19 protein-coding genes and 2 tRNA genes are annotated in these 21,464 nt (G+C 32.8%); 11 read left to right on the forward strand and 10 right to left on the reverse strand.

The window, feature by feature from the left end; translation table 11 throughout:
• Positions 1-8 precede the first annotated feature (8 nt).
• Genes ACFS3A_RS15470 through ACFS3A_RS15490 form a run of 5 tightly spaced genes read right to left on the reverse strand, consistent with a single transcriptional unit; the run spans position 9 to position 3,496 of the window.
• Positions 9-515, reverse strand: a complete 507-nt coding sequence (locus ACFS3A_RS15470; protein ID WP_379826469.1) for a DUF6702 family protein — start codon at positions 513-515, stop codon at positions 9-11.
• A complete protein-coding gene (locus tag ACFS3A_RS15475) occupies positions 512-1,267 on the reverse strand; it encodes a hypothetical protein (RefSeq protein WP_379826470.1) in 756 nt (251 codons plus the stop codon). The genes ACFS3A_RS15470 and ACFS3A_RS15475 overlap by 4 nt, the downstream gene beginning before the upstream one ends.
• Positions 1,257-1,985 (reverse strand): carboxypeptidase-like regulatory domain-containing protein, encoded by a 729-nt coding sequence (locus tag ACFS3A_RS15480; RefSeq protein ID WP_379826471.1) that lies wholly within the window; start codon positions 1,983-1,985, stop codon positions 1,257-1,259. The genes ACFS3A_RS15475 and ACFS3A_RS15480 overlap by 11 nt, the downstream gene beginning before the upstream one ends.
• Positions 1,972-2,742 (reverse strand): carboxypeptidase-like regulatory domain-containing protein, encoded by a 771-nt coding sequence (locus tag ACFS3A_RS15485; RefSeq protein ID WP_379826472.1) that lies wholly within the window; start codon positions 2,740-2,742, stop codon positions 1,972-1,974. The genes ACFS3A_RS15480 and ACFS3A_RS15485 overlap by 14 nt, the downstream gene beginning before the upstream one ends.
• On the reverse strand, positions 2,729-3,496 hold the full coding sequence (locus ACFS3A_RS15490) for a hypothetical protein (protein WP_379826473.1): 768 nt from the start codon (positions 3,494-3,496) through the stop codon (positions 2,729-2,731). The genes ACFS3A_RS15485 and ACFS3A_RS15490 overlap by 14 nt, the downstream gene beginning before the upstream one ends.
• A gap of 165 nt (positions 3,497-3,661) precedes the next feature.
• Here ACFS3A_RS15490 and pepE point away from each other — a divergent pair, with 165 nt between their 5' ends.
• Positions 3,662-4,369 carry a dipeptidase PepE gene (pepE, locus tag ACFS3A_RS15495; RefSeq protein ID WP_379826474.1) on the forward strand — a complete coding sequence of 236 codons (708 nt, stop codon included), beginning with the start codon at positions 3,662-3,664 and terminating at the stop codon, positions 4,367-4,369.
• Between the two features lie 136 nt (positions 4,370-4,505).
• Here pepE and ACFS3A_RS15500 read toward each other — a convergent pair.
• Together ACFS3A_RS15500 and ACFS3A_RS15505 are read right to left on the reverse strand one after the other, a co-directional pair.
• Positions 4,506-4,578 (reverse strand) — tRNA-Gly (locus ACFS3A_RS15500).
• Positions 4,579-4,684: 106 nt separating this feature from the next.
• A tRNA-Gly gene (locus ACFS3A_RS15505) sits at positions 4,685-4,757 on the reverse strand.
• 135 nt (positions 4,758-4,892) lie between these two features.
• Here ACFS3A_RS15505 and ACFS3A_RS15510 point away from each other — a divergent pair.
• Both ACFS3A_RS15510 and ACFS3A_RS15515 read left to right on the forward strand, forming a co-directional pair.
• Complete coding sequence (locus ACFS3A_RS15510; protein WP_379826475.1) at positions 4,893-5,330, forward strand: GNAT family N-acetyltransferase; 438 nt, start codon at positions 4,893-4,895, stop codon at positions 5,328-5,330.
• A gap of 1 nt (position 5,331) precedes the next feature.
• Complete coding sequence (locus ACFS3A_RS15515; RefSeq protein ID WP_379826476.1) at positions 5,332-6,915, forward strand: L,D-transpeptidase family protein; 1,584 nt, start codon at positions 5,332-5,334, stop codon at positions 6,913-6,915.
• Here the strand turns inward: ACFS3A_RS15515 and ACFS3A_RS15520 are convergent.
• Positions 6,904-7,629: a murein L,D-transpeptidase catalytic domain family protein gene (locus ACFS3A_RS15520; protein ID WP_379826477.1), complete on the reverse strand. Its 726-nt coding sequence runs from the start codon at positions 7,627-7,629 to the stop codon at positions 6,904-6,906. The two genes, ACFS3A_RS15515 and ACFS3A_RS15520, sit on opposite strands and share 12 nt — an antisense overlap.
• 543 nt (positions 7,630-8,172) lie before the next feature.
• Here ACFS3A_RS15520 and gpmI point away from each other — a divergent pair.
• Positions 8,173-9,690, forward strand: a complete 1,518-nt coding sequence (gpmI, locus tag ACFS3A_RS15525; protein ID WP_379826478.1) for a 2,3-bisphosphoglycerate-independent phosphoglycerate mutase — start codon at positions 8,173-8,175, stop codon at positions 9,688-9,690.
• A 229-nt stretch (positions 9,691-9,919) separates the two neighbouring features.
• Here the strand turns inward: gpmI and ACFS3A_RS15530 are convergent, their stop codons facing one another.
• On the reverse strand, positions 9,920-11,170 hold the full coding sequence (locus ACFS3A_RS15530; protein WP_379826479.1) for a DUF445 domain-containing protein: 1,251 nt from the start codon (positions 11,168-11,170) through the stop codon (positions 9,920-9,922).
• A 233-nt stretch (positions 11,171-11,403) separates the two neighbouring features.
• On the opposite strand from ACFS3A_RS15530, the gene map reads away from it, so the two are divergent.
• From map to ACFS3A_RS15565, 7 genes are all read left to right on the forward strand, one after another.
• The gene (gene map, locus ACFS3A_RS15535) at positions 11,404-12,222 is read left to right on the forward strand and encodes a type I methionyl aminopeptidase (RefSeq protein ID WP_289665088.1); all 819 of its coding nucleotides are present in this window, start codon (positions 11,404-11,406) and stop codon (positions 12,220-12,222) included.
• A gap of 21 nt (positions 12,223-12,243) precedes the next feature.
• The gene (locus tag ACFS3A_RS15540; RefSeq protein ID WP_379826480.1) at positions 12,244-13,017 is read left to right on the forward strand and encodes a class I SAM-dependent methyltransferase; all 774 of its coding nucleotides are present in this window, start codon (positions 12,244-12,246) and stop codon (positions 13,015-13,017) included.
• Positions 13,018-13,137: 120 nt separating this feature from the next.
• Positions 13,138-16,038, forward strand: coding sequence for a DEAD/DEAH box helicase (locus ACFS3A_RS15545; RefSeq protein ID WP_379826481.1), 2,901 nt, complete (start codon positions 13,138-13,140; stop codon positions 16,036-16,038).
• A gap of 75 nt (positions 16,039-16,113) precedes the next feature.
• The gene (locus tag ACFS3A_RS15550) at positions 16,114-17,373 is read left to right on the forward strand and encodes a type IX secretion system plug protein (protein WP_379826482.1); all 1,260 of its coding nucleotides are present in this window, start codon (positions 16,114-16,116) and stop codon (positions 17,371-17,373) included.
• A 79-nt stretch (positions 17,374-17,452) separates the two neighbouring features.
• On the forward strand, positions 17,453-17,839 hold the full coding sequence (gene apaG / locus ACFS3A_RS15555; RefSeq protein ID WP_041517556.1) for a Co2+/Mg2+ efflux protein ApaG: 387 nt from the start codon (positions 17,453-17,455) through the stop codon (positions 17,837-17,839).
• 155 nt (positions 17,840-17,994) lie between these two features.
• Complete coding sequence (gene pruA / locus ACFS3A_RS15560; protein WP_379826483.1) at positions 17,995-19,620, forward strand: L-glutamate gamma-semialdehyde dehydrogenase; 1,626 nt, start codon at positions 17,995-17,997, stop codon at positions 19,618-19,620.
• Between the two features lie 324 nt (positions 19,621-19,944).
• Entirely contained in the window at positions 19,945-20,676 is a 732-nt protein-coding gene (locus ACFS3A_RS15565; protein WP_379826484.1) for a hypothetical protein, read from the forward strand.
• Positions 20,677-20,739: 63 nt separating this feature from the next.
• On the opposite strand, the gene rsmG is transcribed toward ACFS3A_RS15565, so the two are convergent.
• Positions 20,740-21,369, reverse strand: a complete 630-nt coding sequence (rsmG, locus tag ACFS3A_RS15570) for a 16S rRNA (guanine(527)-N(7))-methyltransferase RsmG (protein ID WP_179001450.1) — start codon at positions 21,367-21,369, stop codon at positions 20,740-20,742.
• Positions 21,370-21,464: the final 95 nt, after the last annotated feature.

Consider the following 21,464-nt stretch of genomic DNA (forward strand, 5'->3'; position numbering starts at 1 on the left):
CACCCTCATTAATACTTTAACACTTCTTTCCTTGAAGATTCTGTAAAAAGAACACTCTTTTTAGTGTCAAATGCTGTAATATGTGTAATGTTTTGCTGTTCTGAATTCCAATCAACTAAAATAGTATTTGAAATTTCTAATGTTTTAAATTTGTCCACATTTTGAATTCGGGAATAACACACCAAAACATCATCTGCTTCAACTTCTTTAGATAAAAAAGTTATGATTTTTGACTGACCATTAACTTTAATTGAAAAATGCTCAGAGAGATATTTTTTTAATAATTCGACATCTTCAGGCCTTTCTTTACTTGTTCCGACAAAAGTCTTTTTATGATATTTCTTCTCCATTGCATTATTCAAATCATCAATAAAAATACGGGAAGTAATTTGCAGCATTTTTTTCTCAGAGGCATAATTCACCTGAAAAACACCAACATAAAATTTATGAAATGTAAATGCTGAAGACAATACGAACAAAAAAGCAAGCAGACAGTAAATTAATTTGTTTTTCATTTTTTAGAAGCAACAGCTTTCTTAAACTCTTTATTCTTATTCACCATAAAGTCCATCAACTGAAATTTTTGGTCCGGATTCACAAATTCTTTAGAATGTGGATCATTAGAACAGTACATTAAAAACAATTCTACTTCATCATCTTTAAGACCAAGTGTTTTATTATAGAAATCTTTCGTAAAATTATCTTTGGCATATTCTACAAAAGCAATATCTGTAATTTCTTCTTCTTTAACCTCTTCTTTTTTACTCAAAAGTTTTTTGACATCTTTGAAGATTCGGACAAAATCAGTTCCATATTTAATAGTTTGATCTGAAAGCATCGCTTTGTTTTCAGGTGAAGATAATTTATCGTCTTCAAACTGCATATCAACAATCCCCTGTGAGCCGCCTTGCAACGATTTCACTTTCAATTCTTTATGAACAACAACCTCTTTAAGCTGATTATTTACTAAATCTAATTTTGCTTTAAAAAGAATTTCAGCACAGTCTTTTTCTGTTAAAACGATTTTTTTTGATTGAAATGTCAGACCAGAGAACAGCAAAGTATCTTTTGGTTGTGCAACAATATCAAACAAACCGCCAGATCCAATAAACGTTCTTACATTAGCATTAATATTCATTACATAACCACTTTCTATGGCTAAAAAATCATTGATGACCTGACCATGTAATGGTTTCCTGAAACCGTTTTGCCCTAATACAAATTGACAAAATAAGCAGACAACGAGTACTCCTAATTTATTTTTCATTTTCGAGAATTGTTAGATATTTTCTTGCTAGATCTGTGATTAAAAACATACTCATTGTTTTGTTTTTAGTATTCAAAGATACAGCAAAATCGGCATCTTCCACACAAAATAATTGAAATCCTTTGATATCATCCACAGGAATTCGTAATCTTTCTGTATAATAATTCTCTTCAAAAAGATATTCCAGCTTTCTAAAAAGCGCTTCTTTTTGCTCTACTTTCACCTCTTTTTTCAACATTGTGGTACGTCCTGAAATTGCATTCAAAAGCTTATCTACAGATGTTGATGTCGCAGTATAAACTTTGCGTTCTGCAGGCGTATATTTTTTTTGTCCGTACGGAATAATCCCTAAATTCTCAGCAGTAATGTTCGCATTTTCATTAACAATTACTTCTTTTAATTCTACTTCCTTAGCTGTCATTTTAACAGTTAGCAAATTAGGATAAAAATCTGCTGCAACAATTCTGCGCTTGAACGGTTCCAGATTGACAGCAGAAAAAACCAAAACCTCACCTTCTCTGGCAGTAATTAAAAAATTACCATCAGAGTCTGAAACTGTCGCTACCTGAGTTGTATTATTAATCACATTCACCCCTTCAATTGGGGTAGATTGTTCAATCACTTTCCCTACCAATTGTTTTGAATCATTTTTCTGTCCAAAACTCATCTGAACAAAAACTAACAAAACAATTGCCAATATCAATTTACTTATTTTCACCAGTAATTATTTCTTTATACTTTACCGCTAATTCTCCTAAAAGAAATTCGATTGAAGTTTTATTTTTCGAGTTCATAGCATCACAAAAACTATTGTTTTCGACTGCATAAAATTTAAATTCATTTACATTCTCTATAGGCACCTTTAGCTTTTCAACAAAATAAATTTCATCAAATAAATAACCTAATTTTATAAAATTCTTTTCTTTTGTCTCTGCTTCCAGATTCGCTTTGAGACGCTTAGTCCTTCCGTTTATTTTATTTATCAAAGGATCGAGCTGCATAGATCCTCCCAAAAGCCCCAACAACATTATAGGCTTAAAATCTCCTGCCGTCGCCAATTGTCTTTCTGCCTGCGTATATTTTTTCTGACCTCGCGGAATAATTCCTAACTTTTCCGCCGTAATATCAGCATTTTCATTTACAATTACTTCTTTCAACTCTACTTCCTTCACAATCATTTGCACGAGAATCATCTCCGAAGATTTCATGTCATCCGATGTAATTCGTCGTTGCAACGTCTTTAGATTAACTGAAGAAAAAACTAAAACCTCACCTTCTTTTACTTTTATAGAAAAACCGCCTTCTGCATCTGAAATCACCGAGGCCTGAGTATTATTATTAATTATACTAATCCCTTCGACAGGCTTAGAAAGCACCATAATTTTACCATACAACTGTTTCGAATCTGCCTGACCAAAACTACTTTGAGCAAAAAACAGAAAAAAGACAGCCGATATGGTTTTATTTGTTTTCACTCGCAATAATTTCTTTATATTTTGTAGCCAATTCTCCTAAAAGAAATTCTGTAGAAGTTTTATTTTTAGAATTCAGAATCACAGTAAATTTTTCATTTTCTACAGCATAATACTCAAATCCTTTTACATATTCTGCCGGAATTTTCAATCGATCAATGAAATGTTCCAAACTAAACATATTCTCCAAAAGCCTCATAAAGAATTCTTTTTTCTCTACCGCAACTTCCTTTTTCAACATTGCAGTTCTCCCTGAGAAAAAATTCAACAAAGGATCAGCAGAAACAGATCCTCCTGCCATAGTCCCTCCATTTGCTGTTGCATTTAATGCCGTTGCTGTTTTTAGCTTTCTTTCTGCTGCCGTATATTTCTTTTGCCCTTCCGGAATTATTCCCAAACTTTCAGCATTAATATTATCATATCGTTTAATTACAACTTCTTGCAGTTCATGCATCACCATCGTAAGCTTTACAGTAAAATTAATATTTGAAAAATCTTCCGGTTTCAGCATAACTCTTTTTTCCTTAACACTTATTGAAGAGAAAACCAACACATCATCTGCTTTTGCTAAAATTGAAAAAGACCCGGTTGGATCTGTAGTTACAGTTTCTTCTGTTTGCGCATTAATCACATAAATCCCTTCTAAATCCGAGGTATTTGAAACTAACTTACCATTAAAAACAGATCGATCCTGACTTTGAGACAAACAAGCCTGACCAACCATAACAATTAAAAAACAAGTAATTTTCTGAAACAAAACGAAATAAATTAAAAATATTCTTAAAACGGTAAAAATATCTTAATATCCTCCAAATTTAATACTAACGAGTTGGTAAAAATATGTTAATTAAAACCATAAAATTTCAGACTCAAAAAGGAGTTTTTAATACCTTTATCCAACAAATTTTTGAGTAAAAAAATTATGAAAAGCATTATCATTGCAAGCACCTCTACTTTACACGGCGGTAAATATTTAGAATACATTTTACCGGCTTTAAAATCGCATTTTAAAAACTGCAAAACCATCTTATTCATCCCTTACGCCCGTCCGAGCGGTATATCACACGAAGAATACACACAAAAAGCTGCAGAAGCATTTAATGCGATCGATATAGAAGTAAAAGGAATTCATGAATTTAAAGATCCGCAAGAAGCCGTAAAAAATGCAGAAGGAATTTTCACAGGCGGAGGCAACACATTTTTATTAGTCACACAACTTTACAAAAACAATGTTATGCAGTTACTTTCTGAAACTGTAAAAAACGGAACACCTTATCTGGGATCAAGTGCAGGAAGCAATATTTGCGGTTTGTCTATGCAGACCACAAACGACATGCCTATAATTTATCCGCCAAGTTTCCAGACTTTAGGCTTAATTCCTTTCAATTTAAACCCGCATTATCTGGATCCCGATTTGCAATCTAAGCATATGGGAGAAACCCGCGAAACAAGAATCAAAGAATTTCATGCATTCAATTCTATTCCTGTTTTAGGATTAAGAGAAGGAAGCTGGCTGGAAGTAAAAGGAGACAAAATCACTTTAAAAGGAGATTTATCTGCAAGATTATTTAAACAAAATCAAGAAGCTCAAGAGTTAGAACCAGAAACTGATTTAAGCAATCTGAATTAATTTTTAAACCATATAAGTTATATAAGTTCATTAAAAAATTAAGCTTCAACCAAAACTTAATTTACTTATATAACTTATATGGTTCAAAAAAGAATAAAAACAAAAAAGCCTCAAACAATGTTTGAGGCTTTTGAAGAGCGAAAGACGAGGCTCGAACTCGCGACAACCAGCTTGGAAGGCTGGAGCTCTACCAACTGAGCTACTTTCGCATTAACAGGGTGCAAATATAAACAATTTAATCTTTAAAAAAAATAAAAATCAAAAAATATTTATTTTTGACAAAAAAATCGAAACTTATTTGTTTGGATTTCTTAGAGCGAAAGACGAGGCTCGAACTCGCGACAACCAGCTTGGAAGGCTGGAGCTCTACCAACTGAGCTACTTTCGCATTGGTGGTGCAAATATAAAGAGAAAGTTAAGTTCAAAACAAGCTTTTGGACAAAAAAATTCAATAAAAAACAACATTTTTTTATAACTTATTTAAAATTAAAAAGTTATAAATTCGCTATTTTTAAAAAAAATCATGATTACAATTAAAGAAATTCCATCAAAAGAAACTTATGCCGTTCGTCAACCTGTTTTAAGAGAAGGCAAACCAATCGAAAGTTGCATCTTCGACGGCGACGATCTGGAAACGACGCACCATTTCGGTTTATTTGATGATGAAAATTTAACAGGAATTATTTCGTTATTCAATAAAATCAATCCTATATTTGCCGAGCGAAATCAAGCCCAGATTCGAGGAATGGCAGTTTTAGAAAACCATCAAAAAAAAGGATTTGGAGAAGCTTTAGTTAAACATTGTGAAACCTACTGCAATGAAAACAAAGTCGATTTGATTTGGTTTAACGCCAGAACAGCAGCTGTTGGCTTTTATCAAAAAATGAATTACCAACCCCAAGGTGACTCTTTTGATATTAAAGACGTTGGCGAACATTATTTGATGTTTAAAAAATTATAATATGAAAAAACTTTACTCTTTAGTAGTAATATGTCTTTTTGTGAGTTGTAAAAAGGAAACTCCAAAAACTTCTCCCGTCATCAAAAAACCGGTGCCGGCAATCATACTTACTGACGAAAGAAAAGTTGAAATAGACACTGCTGCAATTGGTACTTTTAAGAGCGAAACATTAAAACAGTTTTACATTGCTTCTGAAAACCAAACTGTTTGGGGAAATCTTGCAAAAAGAAAATACGTTTTAGATCAATTAGAAAATTCAGATAAATTTGGCTTAGATCCGGAAGACTACAAAGCTTCTCAGCTAAAAAAATTCGAAAGTAAAATTGGCACGTTGAATGATAAAGATTTAGCTACTTATGATATATTATTGACTTATAATTTTGAAAAATATTTAAGTCATTTATATAAAGGAAAGTTAGACCCTAAAAAACTTTACAACAATTGGGACCTGGATGAAAAAGTATTTGATGTAAATAATATTTTGATCAAGGCCTTCAATAAAAACAAATTAGACAGCATTGTCGACAACATTCAGCCAAAAACAGAAACTTACAAGCAATTATTAAAAGCCCTCGATATTATCAATACTTTTCCAGATGATAACATAAATAGTATTGAAGGTGTAGAGAAAATAGTTTTAAATAATACAAATTCAGCTTTAATAAATATCAAGAAAAGGCTTTTGTATTGGAATGATCTATCAGGAAAAGATAGCCTTACAAAGATTTACAATCAAAAAACTTTTGAAGCCGTTAAAAGATTTCAGGAAAGACATGGCTTAGCTTCTGATGGCGTTATTGGTATCGGGACCATTAAAGCCTTAAATTATTCTAAAGAAAACAGAAAAAAACAGATTATTGCCAATTTAGAGCGATGGAGATGGTATCCATCTGAATTAGCCGAGAACTATTTCATCATTAATATTCCTGATTACAGCTTAAATGTTGTGGAAAACAAAGACACTACTTTGGTTAGAAATGTTGTGGTAGGAACCAGCAAAAGAAGAACTCCTGTTATTACATCTTTTTTAAAAACGGTGGTTTTTAATCCAACTTGGACAGTTCCTCCAACCATTTTAAAAGAAGATGTTGTTCCCGCAATGAAACGAAACCGAAATTATTTGGCCAAGAAAAACATCACGATCTATGATACATCTGGAAATACTGTAGATCCAATGGCATGGAATGAAAACAAGCCAAACAATTATCGCTATGTGCAAAGTCCAGGATACTCAAACTCATTAGGTTTAATGAAAATTTTGTTTCCAAACCACCACAGTGTTTATCTGCACGACACCAATCACCGCAATATTTTTGGACGAAACAATCGTTCTATGAGTTCTGGATGTGTTCGCGTTGAAAATCCCTTAGAACTGGCACAGCATATTTTGGATGTTGACGGAAACTGGCCTCAGGATAGAATTGATACAATTATCGCTTCTAAAAAAACAATGAGTTTTAAAATCACCAAAAAATATTCATTATATCAATGGTACTGGACAGCGTGGAGCAAAAAAAATCAGCTCCTGTTCAGAGCTGATATTTATAATTTAGATTCGGATTTATATGCAAAACTAAGAGATTAACCTCTCCTCCATCGTAAAACTTCTTGATGGATGATAAATATATAAACACGATTTATCTTTTATTGTTTCGATAATTTCATCAGTCAATTCAACTGGAACTGCAGGACAACCTTGGCTTCTTCCTAATCTCTTGTGATCTCTGATAAAAGATTCAGAAACATAATCTGCACCATGCATTACAACACCTCTTTCACGGGCATTGTCATTTACACCATTTTCCAAACCATCCAAACGCAATGAAGCACCATGTTTTCCCTGGTAAATTTCGCCTGTAGCATAAAAACCTAAACTACTTTTAAATGAAGAGTTTAAATTTGAAAATGCAGAAGCAAATTCTTCTCCGGTATTTCTTCCGTGTGCAACTAGAGAATTAAACAAAATAGTGTTTGTAGTCAAATCAATCACCCACAGACGTTTTGTGTTTGATGACAGACTGAAATCAATAAGAGTCAAAATGTTCTTCTTAATAACTCCTTTTTCTTTCAACAAATAAAATCCCTTTAAAGCTTCTGAGAAAGTTTTAAGTTCCGGCATTTTAAAATTGTTTGAATTTAGGGCATTGTAAACGCTTTCGATTTTGGAATCAACTGTTACTTTTTCAACTTTAGCAATCGATTTTACAGTAGCGTTCTTTTTAAGATCTGTAGTGTTTTTTGAATCTTTTCCAAAAGACAATAGCAAAAACACAAATAGCGGATAAATTTTGTAAATCATTGAATTTCTTTAGGTTAAACAAAAATTTGGGTAAGGCAAAAGTATAAAAAATTCATTCCTTGCAAAATATAAGCCTGATTTTCAAGCCTTTTTTGTTTAAACTTTAACATAATTAACATAAAAACATTGTTTCTGTAAGATTTTTTCTTATGCTAAAAAACCTAACATTTTCACCTTTTTTCTTAAAAAAACATCAAAAAGTGGAAATCTTGAAACCGAAACCATATAAAATGAAACAAAATAATTTCTATTTGTCGTAAATTAAAAGAGTTTTCATTCTCTTTAACCCAAAACGACAAAAGACAATAAATAATTGATTACATTAAAAACACATTTTTTTATAAGCGTCAAATATTTATTGACTACAATGCTGTCAAAAATAAAGTCGGGAATAGAGCTTAGCGTGAATTAATTTTAAAAAATAAAGACTTCTATAATTAAATTAATATTTTTTATCTGAGTTCTTTTTATTAAATATAAATGTCGTTACGCTTTCTCTTCAAAGTTTAGAAATGCCTTATCTTTGTAGAAAACAAAAATATAATGAACAAAAAAGTTATCCTTATGATTTTAGATGGTTGGGGAAAATCTCCTGACCCTAAAGTATCTGCAATAGACAATGCAAATGTTCCTTTTATAAACAGTCTTTACAAAAACTACCCAAGTGCACAGCTTAGGACTGACGGTTTAAACGTTGGTTTACCTGAAGGGCAAATGGGAAACAGCGAGGTTGGACACATGAACCTTGGTGCCGGAAGAATTGTATACCAGGATTTAGCCAAAATTAATTTAGCTGTAGAACATAAAACTTTAGCAAAAGAACAAGTTTTGATTGATGCTTTTACTTATGCTAAAGAGAACAATAAAAAAGTACACTTTTTAGGATTAGTTTCAGATGGTGGTGTTCACTCACATACTTCACACCTTAGAGGATTAATCGATGCTTCGCAGCAATATGGTTTAGATCAGGTTTACATTCACGCTTTTACAGACGGACGTGACGTTGATCCAAAATCCGGAGCAAAGTACATTCATGATCTTGAAGATTATATCAAAGATACTCCTGTAAAAATCGCTTCTATCATTGGCCGTTACTATGCAATGGATCGTGATAAAAGATGGGAACGTGTAAAATTAGCTTATGATTTAGTTGTAAACGGTATTGGAACTCCATCAACAAATCCCGTTTCAAGTGTTTTGTCAAGCTATGAAAAAGATGTTACAGACGAATTTATCGAACCAGTTGTGATGGTTGATGCAAATGCAAAACCTCTTGGAACTATTGTTGAAGGTGATGTTGTAATTTTCTTTAACTTTAGAACAGACAGAGGCCGTGAACTTACTGAAGCGCTTTCGCAACAGGATTTTCACGAACAAAATATGCATAAACTAAACCTGTATTATGTAACATTGACAAACTACGACGAAACATACCAAAACGTAAAAGTAGTTTACAATAAAGATAATATCACTGAAACTCTTGGTGAAGTTTTAGAAAAAGCAGGTAAAAAACAAATCCGAATTGCGGAGACTGAGAAATACCCTCACGTAACTTTCTTCTTTTCCGGAGGTAGAGAAACTCCTTTTGAAGGTGAAGAAAGAATCTTAAGAAATTCTCCAAAAGTAGCAACTTACGATTTAAAACCAGAAATGAGCGCTTACGAATTAGCAGACGCGCTTGTTCCTGAATTAAACAAAGGCGAAGTTGATTTCGTTTGTTTAAACTTCGCAAACGGAGACATGGTTGGACATACCGGAATTATGGAAGCTGCAATTAAAGCTTGTGAAGCAGTTGACGCTTGCGCTAAAAAAGTAATCGAAGCTGCTCTTGCAAATGACTATACCACAATCGTAATTGCCGATCACGGAAACTGCGAAACCATGATTAATCCTGACGGTTCTCCAAATACGGCTCACACCACAAACCCAGTGCCAATCATTTTAGTTGACAAACAACTGAAAAGTATTCAAAATGGTGTTTTAGGCGATATAGCTCCGACGATTTTAGAGTTAATGGGCGTGCAACAGCCAAATGCAATGACTTGTCATTCGCTTTTGTAAAATTCTGCAAACCATATAAGTGATATAAGTTCATTTAAACTGAACTTAAAAAAATCTCGCAAAGACGCTAAGTCGCAAATGAAAATAAACTTTGCGCTTCTTCGTCTTTGCGAGAACTATTTTACGGCAAAATGTAAATCTTAAAAAATAATTCGATTACAATTGCTTATATGATTTTTGTCCCATAAATTTTAACGTGCTGCTTATATTTTCTTATATACTTATATGATTAAAAAACAAAATGATACAATTGTTCAACTCCATAAATAATTAATCCAATAATCCCTCCAACCAAAGTTCCGTTGATTCTAATGTATTGAAGATCTTTTCCGATTTCAAGCTCCAGTTTTTCAGAAACCTCTTTTCCATCCCAACTTTTTACGGTTGACGAAATTAAATCTCCTATTACCTTTTTATTATTTAGTAAAACCGAAAGCAGATCGTCTTTTATAAAATTGTTGATTTTATCAATCATAATCGAATCTTCTTTGATTCCGTTTCCAAAGGTTTGAATTAAACTTGAAATACTATTCTTTATCGAAGATTCTTCTCCTTTGTCTAAATCATTTGTAATTGAAAGTTTGATTTCATCCCAAATTCCATTGATGTAATCCTGAACTTCTTTTTTTCCAACGAAACCTAAAATCATATCGTTGATTTTAACTCTCATTTCTTCGGAGTTTTTTACTTTCTCTAAAAAGTCAAAAATATATTCATCAATCTTTAATCGGACAGCACTTTCAGGCTTTTTGGCTTCATTTAAAAAATCCTGTAAACCATTAAAAACACCTTCAGTAATACTTTTGTCAGCCAAACCAAAACTTAATAAAGGTGTTGAAGCTTTTACTTTCTGCCTGATTAAATCTTTGTTATTGGTTAATTCAGCACTCATTACTTCCAAAAGATTCGTCAGCATCTGATTTTTTAAATCTCCCTTTTGTAAAGGTTCTAAAGCAACGGCAACCCAATTTCCAAAATTTATTCCTTCCATTTTTTCCTTAAACTGAACCTGAATAAATCTTTTGACATCTTCATCTTTTATAGTTCGTAAAATTCCCGGAATGATATTTACTGCAACAACATTGGCAATTTTAGCTGCATTTTCTTCCTGCGAAAGCCAATCAGACGCTTTTGTTGCAAAATTGAATTCATCGAGTTTAATTTCCAGTTTTTCTCGATTTAGAAATTCTTCTGAAACAAAATTCCCAAGATTCTCCCCTATTTCATTTTTCTTGGTTGGAATAATAGCTGTATGCCAAATCGGAATTCCTAATGGATGACGAAATAATGCTACCACCGCGAACCAATCAGCAATTCCGCCGACCATTGCGGCTTCACTAAAAGCCTGAAGAATTGGAATTTTATAATATATTGCTACAATAAACAATAAGACTGCAATACCTAAAAGTGACAAAGCATTTCTTTTCATTTTCTTTAAAGCCTTTACTTTTACTATATCCTGATCTGTAACAGTTTCCATAATTACATACGTTTTTACTACTAATTTAAGCCTTTTTTCTGAGACCGTTCTTCATTCTTAGTCTTTAAATAGCCACGAATTCACGAATTTTCTTTGAAAATCTATTTATTCCTCTTAGTAATACGTTTTACAAAATTTTGTTTTGAGATAATTAGTGAATTCGTAGCAGAAAAAAATAACTCAAAAAATAATATTAAAAATTGTACTTTTGCCAACTGAAAATCTGAAAAAATATGATCATCCAAAAAACCAGAGAGGAAATCGAATTAATGCGCGAAAGTGCTTTAATCGTATCAAAAACATTAGGAATGATTGCTTCTGAAATTAAAGAAGGAGTGACTACATTATATCTTGACAAATTAGCTGAAGAATTTATTCGTGATCACGGCGCAGTTCCAAGTTTCCTTGGACTGTATGATTTCCCGAATTCACTTTGTATGAGTCCAAATGCTCAGGTTGTTCATGGTATTCCTAATAATGTTCCGCTTAAAAATGGTGATGTTATTTCAGTAGACTGTGGTGCTTTTAAAAATGGTTTCCACGGAGATCATGCCTACAGTTTCGAAATTGGCGAAGTGGCTCCTGAAGTAAAAAAACTTTTAAGAGTAACTAAAGAATCTCTTTACGTAGGAATCAGAGAATTTAAAGCGGGGAATCGTGTGGAAGATGTTGGAAATGCGATTCAGAAATATACCGAAGCTCACGGTTACGGAGTGGTTCGTGAATTGGTTGGACACGGTGTTGGACAAAAAATGCACGAAGAACCAGAAATGCCTAACTACGGAAAACGCGGACGTGGAAAACTTTTTGTAGAAGGAATGGTTGTGGCGATTGAACCGATGATTAACATGGGTACAAGAAACATCAAACAACTAAAAGACGGCTGGACAATTCTAACTGCTGATGGAAAACCAAGTGCACATTTCGAGCACGATGTAGCGTTAATTGATGGAAAACCAGAATTATTATCGACTTTCCAATACATCTACAAAGCTCTTGGAATTGAGAGTAACGAAGAAGATGAATTTAGAAAAGTGCCGTTAGTACTATAATACAACCCCGAATCTAAACCTGTGAAAAAACTTTTCAAATTAGTTCTAAATACCATTCCAAGACCATTATTAATTCGTTTGAGTTATGTGGCACGTCCTATTTTAGCTTTTTCTTTAAGAGGAGATAAGTTTACCGATCCTATTGACGGAAAAAGCTTTAAATCTTTTCTGCCTTACGGATACGGAAAGCAGCGTAACAATGTGCTTTCACCAAGTACACTTTCATTAGAAAGACATCGTTTGCTTTGGTTGTATTTAAACGATCAGACTGATTTTTTTACGGCTCCAAAAAAAGTATTGCATTTTGCACCGGAACAGGCTTTTTACAAACTTTTCCGCAAGCAAAAAAACCTTGATTATACTACAACCGATTTATTTTCGCCTTTGGCAGATGTAAAAGCGGACATTTGTAATTTGCCTTTTAAAGACAACGAATATGATGTGATTTTATGTAATCACGTTTTAGAACATATTCCGGATGATACAAAAGCAATGCAGGAATTATTCCGTGTTTTAAAACCAGGCGGAATGGCAATTCTTCAAATTCCTCAGGATTTAAATCGTGAAGTTACCTTTGCAGATGATTCTATTACAGATCAAAAAGAGCGTGCTAGAATTTTTGGTCAATACGATCACGTTCGTATTTACGGACGCGATTATTTCGACAAATTAAGAAGCATTGGTTTTATCGTAATTGAAGAAGATTATACTAATAAAATAGCACCAGAATTGGTTGAAAAATATTGTTTAGCAAAAGGAGAAATTATTCCACTTTGTTTTAAACCTGAAAACTAATTTTTTACCATATAAGTGATATAAGTTCATTTAAAAGAGTTTTCAAATTATTTCTATTTTGAAAACTCTTTCTTTTTTTGCCCTATTCCCAAAATATAAGCCTAACCAAATCCCTAAATCTTGGAACCTACAAAATCATTTCAATTTTGCTTTGACATCAGTTTAGAAAAAAATCTCAATACTTATATCCCAACCGCCTACATTGTTGAGAATACTGATGAAATTAAATATCTGGATAAAAAAGCAAGTCCCGGCGTAATGCAAAGCTTCGGGATTGTTTACGATAATCTGGATTCTAATTCAAAAAAAATTCTGACCGCCTGCGAATCTTTAAAACCTGAATTCATTTTCAAAAAATTCAGTGTCAAAATCAAATCCGCTAAGACGATTACCGATTTGCAAAAAGATTCCAAAATTGATTTTGCAATTCGTCAGCATTTAAAATTTCATTTAGGTTCTTTTTATGATTTAATTGTAAAAGAGCAATTTCCGTTGTCATTAAACCTCGGGCCTGAGAAAGATTTTTATCGTTCCAGAGTTGATGTGAGTCCGCTTTATTTTGAACCTCAGATTCAATTCGACAAACACGACGAAGGAATTACCTATACCCTTTCTCTAAAAGAAAACGAAACTGCCTTTTTACCTATGGATAAAAAAGCCGAGATTCTTTTAGACGAGCCAGGGTGGTTAATTATCAATAAGAAACTGGGGCAGTTAACAGCGCTTAACGCTAAAAAACTGATGCCTTTTCTAAAGAAAAAATCAATTGAAATTCCATCAAAATTAGTCGATGATTATTTCAAAAGTTTTATTCCTGAAATAGCAAAGAAAATCGACATTGAATCAACAGGTTTTGAAGTCGAAAGTCGTGATCAAATTATTTCCTGTACGATTCAGCCGGTTCATGATTTCTTTAAAAATTGTTATTATCTTAATCTTTATTTTGATTATGATGGATATTTGTTTGATGCTTCCAAAACCAAAAAAACACATTCGTTTGTTGATTTCAGCATTGCCAATCAGCCTAAAATAATTCAATTTAAAAGAAGTTCTGAAGAGGCTTTTTATACCGATAAATTGGCCGAACTTGGCTTGACCATAATCAAAAATGAATTCTACGGACTGGACTCAGAAACTGAAAATCCAGATCCTTACATTAATATTCAATTCATTATTGACCATAAAGAAGAATTGGAAAATCTGGGATTTACAATTGAAAATCTAAAAGCGGAAAGCAAAGAAATTATCACTGAAAATCATATTGTTTCAGCTTCAAAAGAAACAGCCGGAGATTGGTTTGATATTAAAATTATCATTACGATTGGAACGTATAAAATCAATTTCAGCGAAATTATTCCAAACATAAAAAGCAAAGAACGACTTTTTCAATTGCCTGACGGAAACTACTTTTTAATTCCGCTGGAGTGGTTTAGCAAATACAGTTCACTGGCCAAACTAGCCAAAACAGAAGGAGGAAATCTTCTTTTGCGTAAGAGCAATTTTACCGCTTTGGATGCGATTCCTGAAATTAAAGACGATATAACAACAAAAGCCGAATTCAAAGCTTCTGATTTATTAAAAGCAACTTTAAGACCGTACCAAATTGAAGGTGTGCAGTGGCTTTTGGGGCATTTCAACTCCAATTTAGGCGCTTGTTTAGCCGATGACATGGGACTTGGAAAAACCTTGCAGACCTTGGCTGTTTTGGTTGCAGTGCAAGAACAATTGGGATTTACAACCAAAACAACCAATTTTGATCTGTTTTCAAATGAAACTACAATCGAAAGAGAACCACTCAAAACACTGATTGTTTTACCATCTTCACTGGTTTTTAACTGGTATAATGAATCTCTAAAATTCACTCCGCATTTTTCAAAAATGCAGTATGTAGGAAATGACAGAAAACAATTAGCAAGCAGATTAGCCACAACAGATTTGATTTTTACGAGTTACAGCATTGTTCATCGTGATATTGCTGTTTTAGAAAAATATGATTTCCGTTATCTGATTTTGGACGAAAGTCAATATATTAAAAATAAAGATTCTAAGATTTTTAAAGCCATCAACAAGATTAGCACAGCTCATAAAATTGCTTTGAGCGGTACGCCGATCGAAAATTCGCTTGACGATTTATGGTCGCAGATGCAGTTTATAAATCCTGATATTTTAGGAAATTATAAGTTTTTCATGGATAATTTTAAAACTCCAATTGAAAAAAGACAGGACGAAACTATTTTATCAGAATTAAAAACTCTTGTTCAACCTTATATTTTGCGACGAACAAAAGAACAGGTTTTAAAAGATTTACCTGAATTATCAGAGCAGATTTACTACTGTGAAATGGATCCTGAACAGGAGAAATTATACGAAAAAGAAAAATCGAAAGCCCGTAACTTTTTATTGAAAACAGATGGTTCAAGTCCGGATAAAATTAGCATTATAAACACTTTGATGAAGTTAAGACAATTGAGTAACCATCCGAAAATGGTTGATCAGGAATCAGAAATAGATTCTGGAAAATATATTGCGGTTACCAATTATCTGGAAACTTTAGTCCACGAAAAACAAAAGGTGATTATTTTCAGTTCGTTTGTCACTAATCTTAGTTTTTACACCGACTGGTGCAAGCAAAACAAAATCCAATATTGTGAAATCACGGGAGAAACTCCAGCCAATAAAAGGGAACAACAAGTAAAATTATTTCAGGAAAAAGAAGAACCCTTATTGTTTTTCATTTCGTTGAAAGCAGGAGGCGTTGGTTTAAATATTACCAAAGCTTCTTACGTTTTATTTTTAGACCCATGGTGGAATCCTTTTGCAGAAAAACAAGGAGTTGGACGAGCACATAGAATTGGACAATTGAACAAAGTAAATGTTGTTCGATTTATTTCTAAAAATACGGTTGAGGAAAAAATCATTAAACTGCAGGAAAATAAAAAACTGTTATCTGATTCGCTTTTAGAGGAAAGCTATATTAACAATGAAATCGAAGCTAATTTAGAATACATTTTGAATTCGTAATACGTTAAACCAATAAATCTGGCTGTTTTTCGTTGTATAAAATTGTTATATTTACAATCTTACAACATAAATAAGATGTCAAAATTTTTATATCAGAGCCTTTTATTTTTTTTCTTCTTTAGTGCGATAACTGCTCAGCAAATTCAAAACGAGGTTGAACCTCCTTATAATATTAAAACTGTTTCTTTTGTTCAAAACGGAAGTAATGTTGTTCCTATTTTTGAATTAGGTTCTTCGTTTGCTTTTCAGTTTGATGATTTATTTGGAAGTGAGGCCAATTATTATTTTGAAATTCTGCATTGTGATTATAACTGGATCCCAACTGATATTCCGAAAACAGATTATATTGGCGGCTTGGATAATCAAAGAATTAATGATTATTCTAATTCGTTTAATACACTTCAGATTTACTCGCATTACAGACTATCTTTTCCAAATCAGTTCACAACACAAATAAAGCTTTCCGGGAATTACATGTTGAGAATTTTAAATGAAGACCGTGAATTAGTGCTTTCGAGAAAGTTTATTTTATACGAAAATCATTCAACTGTAACAGCGCAGGTAAAAAGAAGTCGAAATCTGAGTAATATTGATTACAAACAAAACTTAGATTTTGCCATTTTATCTAATGATATTGTATTTCAGACGCCTTTACAAAATGTAAAAGTTCTTTTATTACAAAATGGAAATTTTAATACAGCTATAAAAAATATTGTTCCTCAATATACAATAGGTAATCAACTGGTTTATAAATACGATAAAGAAACTCAGTTTTGGGGCGGAAATGAATTTTTGTATTTTGAAAACAAAGACATTCGTGCCGCCAGTAATAATGTTGCTAAAGTGGGTTCTAACGGCGATATTTATAACGCTCACTTATATACTAATGCTGCAAGAGGAAATCAGATTTATACGAACTATGAAGATGTAAACGGAAATTTTGTTGTTAAAAACATCAATGCATCTAACAATGATATTGAAGCTGATTATGCCTGGGTTTACTTTACATTATCTGCTCCGGCATTCCGACTAAATAAAGACATTTATATTACAGGAATGTTTAACAATTACAGCCTTTCGCCAGAATATAAAATGGATTACAATACTGATAAAGCAGTTTTCGAAAAAGCCATTATGATCAAGCAGGGATTCACTAATTTTCAGTACACTGTTGCTGATAAAAAAGGCGTTATTGATTATGAAAATGCTATTGATGGAAACTTCTATCAGACTGAAAACGAATACACAATTTTGGTCTATTATAAAGAAGCAACAGACCGTTATCAGCGCGTTATTGGAAAAGGAAATGCAAACTCTATCAATATAGTCAATTAAAACAATGTTAAGGTTCTAGATTAAACGATTTTTTTTCTTAACTTTGCCACTATAACACACACATATATACTGCGTTAGTATGGTTTCTCAGATTACACGAGGCATAAAAATATCCGTTTTGACTAGTTTTGAAGGTACTTACTTCAAGAACTACAAGATACATTTTGCTTTTAGTTATGTAGTTACAATTGAAAACCACAGTAAAGATTCTGTGCAGTTAACTTCACGCCATTGGGAAATTTTTGATTCTCTAAACGATTTAGAAATAGTAGATGGTGAAGGCGTAATTGGGAAAAAACCAGTTCTAAAACCTGGCGAAAACCATACTTACAGTTCTGGCTGTTTACTATCATCTCCTTATGGGGCCATGAAAGGTCATTTCAATATGATCAACTTTACTACAACAAAAACATTCAAAGTAATCGTTCCTACTTTTAGAATGTGCGCTCCTTTTGCTTTAAATTAAAGGCATCCCTTTAGTACGATTCTTTTTATCGTTATCTTAATCATAAAATTATCAATTTATTAATTTATCCTTTGTACTTTTGTGCAGCGTTAGATTATTCGTAACAAATCAAATTATCTAACTATAAATTATCTAATAATCTAATTTTAAATAACATGCTTAAAGGATTTTTTCATGTACCAAAAGCGGTAAACGAGCCTGTAAAAGGATACGCGCCGAACTCTCCAGAAAAAGCAGCTGTTCAGGCAGCTTATACCACGATGTGGAATTCTCAAATTGACGTTCCTTTATATATTGGAAGCGAAGAAATCAAAACTGGAAATACAAGAAACATTACTGCTCCACACGATCACAAACATATCGTTGGAAAATACCACTTAGCTGAAAAACAACATATCGAAAAAGCGATTGCAAATGCTCTTGAATCAAGAAAAGCATGGGCAAACATGGCATGGGAACAGCGTGCTGCTATTTTCTTAAAAGCTGCTGAACTTATCGCTGGACCTTACAGAGCTCGTATCAACGCTGCTACAATGATTGGTCAGTCTAAAAATATTCATCAGGCAGAAATCGATGCTTCTTGCGAGTTAATCGACTTTTTACGTTACAATGTTGAGTTTATGACTCAAATCTACAACGATCAGCCAAAATCAGATTCTTCTGTTTGGAATCGTGTAGAATACAGACCTCTTGAGGGTTTTGTTTACGCTATCACTCCATTTAACTTTACTGCTATTGCTGCAAACTTGCCTGCAAGTGCTGCTATGATGGGTAACGTTGTAGTTTGGAAACCAAGCGATAGCCAGGTATTTTCAACAAAAATCATTTTAGAAGTTTTCAAAGAAGCCGGAGTTCCGGACGGTGTTATCAACGTAGTTTTTGGAGATGCTTTAATGATCACTGATACTGTTTTAGCAAGCCGTGATTTTGCCGGTGTTCACTTCACAGGTTCAACTCACGTATTTAAAGATATTTGGGCTAAAATTGGAGCGAACATCCACAATTATAAAACGTATCCAAGAATCGTTGGAGAAACTGGAGGTAAAGATTTTATCATTGCTCACCCAAGTGCAAACGTAAAACAGGTAGTTACAGGAATTACTCGTGGTGCATTTGAATTCCAGGGACAAAAATGTTCTGCTGCTTCCAGAGCTTATATTCCTCAAAGTTTATGGCCAGCTGTAAAAGAACAATTAATTACTGATGTAAAATCTATGAAAATGGGTTCTCCGGAAGATTTTGGAAACTTCATTACAGCAGTTATCCACGAAGGTTCTTTTGATAAATTAGCAAGCTACATTGACCAGGCTAAAAAAGACGCTGATGCTGAAATCATCGTTGGTGGTAATTATGATAAATCAGTTGGATACTTTGTTGAGCCAACAGTTATTATAACTACAAATCCAAAATATACTACAATGGAAACTGAGTTGTTTGGACCAGTTATCACAATTTATGTTTACGAAGATGCTAAATGGGAAGAAACTTTAGAATTAGTTGACACTACTTCTGAGTATGCTTTGACTGGAGCAGTTTTCAGCCAGGATCGTTATGCTATTGAAGTAGCTACAACGAAATTACAAAACGCTGCTGGTAACTTCTACATTAACGACAAACCAACCGGAGCTGTTGTAGGAATGCAACCATTTGGTGGAGCAAGAGCTTCCGGAACTAATGATAAAGCAGGTTCTGCATTGAACTTATTGCGTTGGGCTTCTCCAAGAACTATCAAAGAAACTTTTGTAACTCCGGAAGATTACAGATATCCTTTCTTAGGATAATTTTTACTTAAGATTTTAGAATCTGTCAATATAAAAAGCCGAGTCTTTATGAGACTCGGCTTTTGTTTTAGGATTTTAAATTTATCGCTTACATTTTTTAAATCTGAACAATTTAAATAACGCTAAAAAAACAATTTACCAACGTCTGGATAGCTCAGATAATGTTTTGTAGTAATTTTCTTATTTTACTGATTACCAATTACATAGCGGACTTAAAAAACTTATTTTGTTATTTTAAAAACTTCTAGTTCCATTTCAAAAAAAAACATCATAATACATTTGTCTCATAAAAATCAATTAGAATTATTTAAACAATTTTAGCTTATGAGAAATTTAAACAATGTTCCTAAAGTCATTTTAGAATCAAAAAGCATTGGTCATGCAATTGATTTTAAATGGAATAAAAAGAAAATAAATGAATTATTGGATCCGTTTGGAAAAAATGAAGATTTAGAAAGCCTATTAATACAAATTAACCACAAAGCTTCAGTTGGATTAGCAGCTGCGTTGTTAGAATGGGTTCATTGGCGTTTTATTGGATATACAAAAGACACAAATGATACTCAAAAACGTATTGAAGCGCTTTGGTGTTCAATAGACAGTCTTGAGCAAACTAATCCATTGTTATTTGATACCGATTTTGAAATTCCGGCTTCAGGAAGTATAAACGGACCTTTATGGATTGCTCACATGAATGTAAGAATGATCGACACACTCTACAGAAAAGGATCTTATTATTTACAAAATGAGCTTACAGGCTTAGTATTATTAGCACGTCATATTACTCCTAAAAAGAAAGTATTTGACCAATGGTTCAACCGGGTTATGATTGAATTAATCTGCCTATATCCATCTGAATATCAAAACTTTGATTTAAATGAAATGGATGAAGCCACTTACGATTCTTCTAATGAGCCTGTAATATGTCGTGACTTCTTCTTTGACGCTGAATTCAAGCCTACAAATGAAGCATCAGAAAATGCGATTCATGGATTTATAGATAACTTAAATTATCAGGCAAATCAATTTTTGAATCTTTCAAGAATACATTCTTAGTTTTAATAATTTTTTATTTATTCAAAATAACCCGGAAGACTCTACTTTTCCGGGTTATTTCTTTTAGGGTTTAAATTTTAGAGGTAAATGAACCACCTTTTTAGTTTCAAAAAACTCATCTTCAAACACATCTGCTAAATCGTATAATGTAGCGTTTGGAAAATCTTTTAATTCTTCTGTCAAATCACCACCTTTCAAATAAAGAATTCCATTTTTTAATTTATGTTTATGTTGTTTCTTTATTTTATCATGTATCCAGGAAACAAAATCTGGCATATTGGTAACGGCGCGGCTTACGATAAAATCGAAATCGCCTTTTACCAATTCAGCACGTTTTTGTTCTGCTTTTACATTCTTTAATTCTAATGCATCAGCAACACCCTGAACTACTTTTATTTTTTTAGCAATTACATCAATTAAATAAAAACGAGTTTCAGGAAAAAGAATCGCTAATGGAATTCCTGGAAAACCGCCTCCAGTTCCAACATCCAAAACAGTTGTTCCTGGTTCAAATTTCATAATTTTAGCAATCCCTAACGAATGCAAAATGTGTTTTGTATATAATGAATCGATGTCTTTACGCGAAATAACATTGATTTTTTCGTTCCAATCGTGGTATAAAAAGTCTAATTTTTGAAATTGTTCGATTTGAAGATCGGTCAAATTTGGAAAATATTTCAATATCTCATCCATTGCTGTAAATTTTTAACAAAAGTACTACTTTACGATTGAAATATTTAACTCAATTTTGCAAATTGAGAATTTATAATAATTACCTTTGAAAACTA

Source organism: Flavobacterium notoginsengisoli, assembly GCF_042686225.1.
Lineage (GTDB): Bacteria > Bacteroidota > Bacteroidia > Flavobacteriales > Flavobacteriaceae > Flavobacterium > Flavobacterium notoginsengisoli.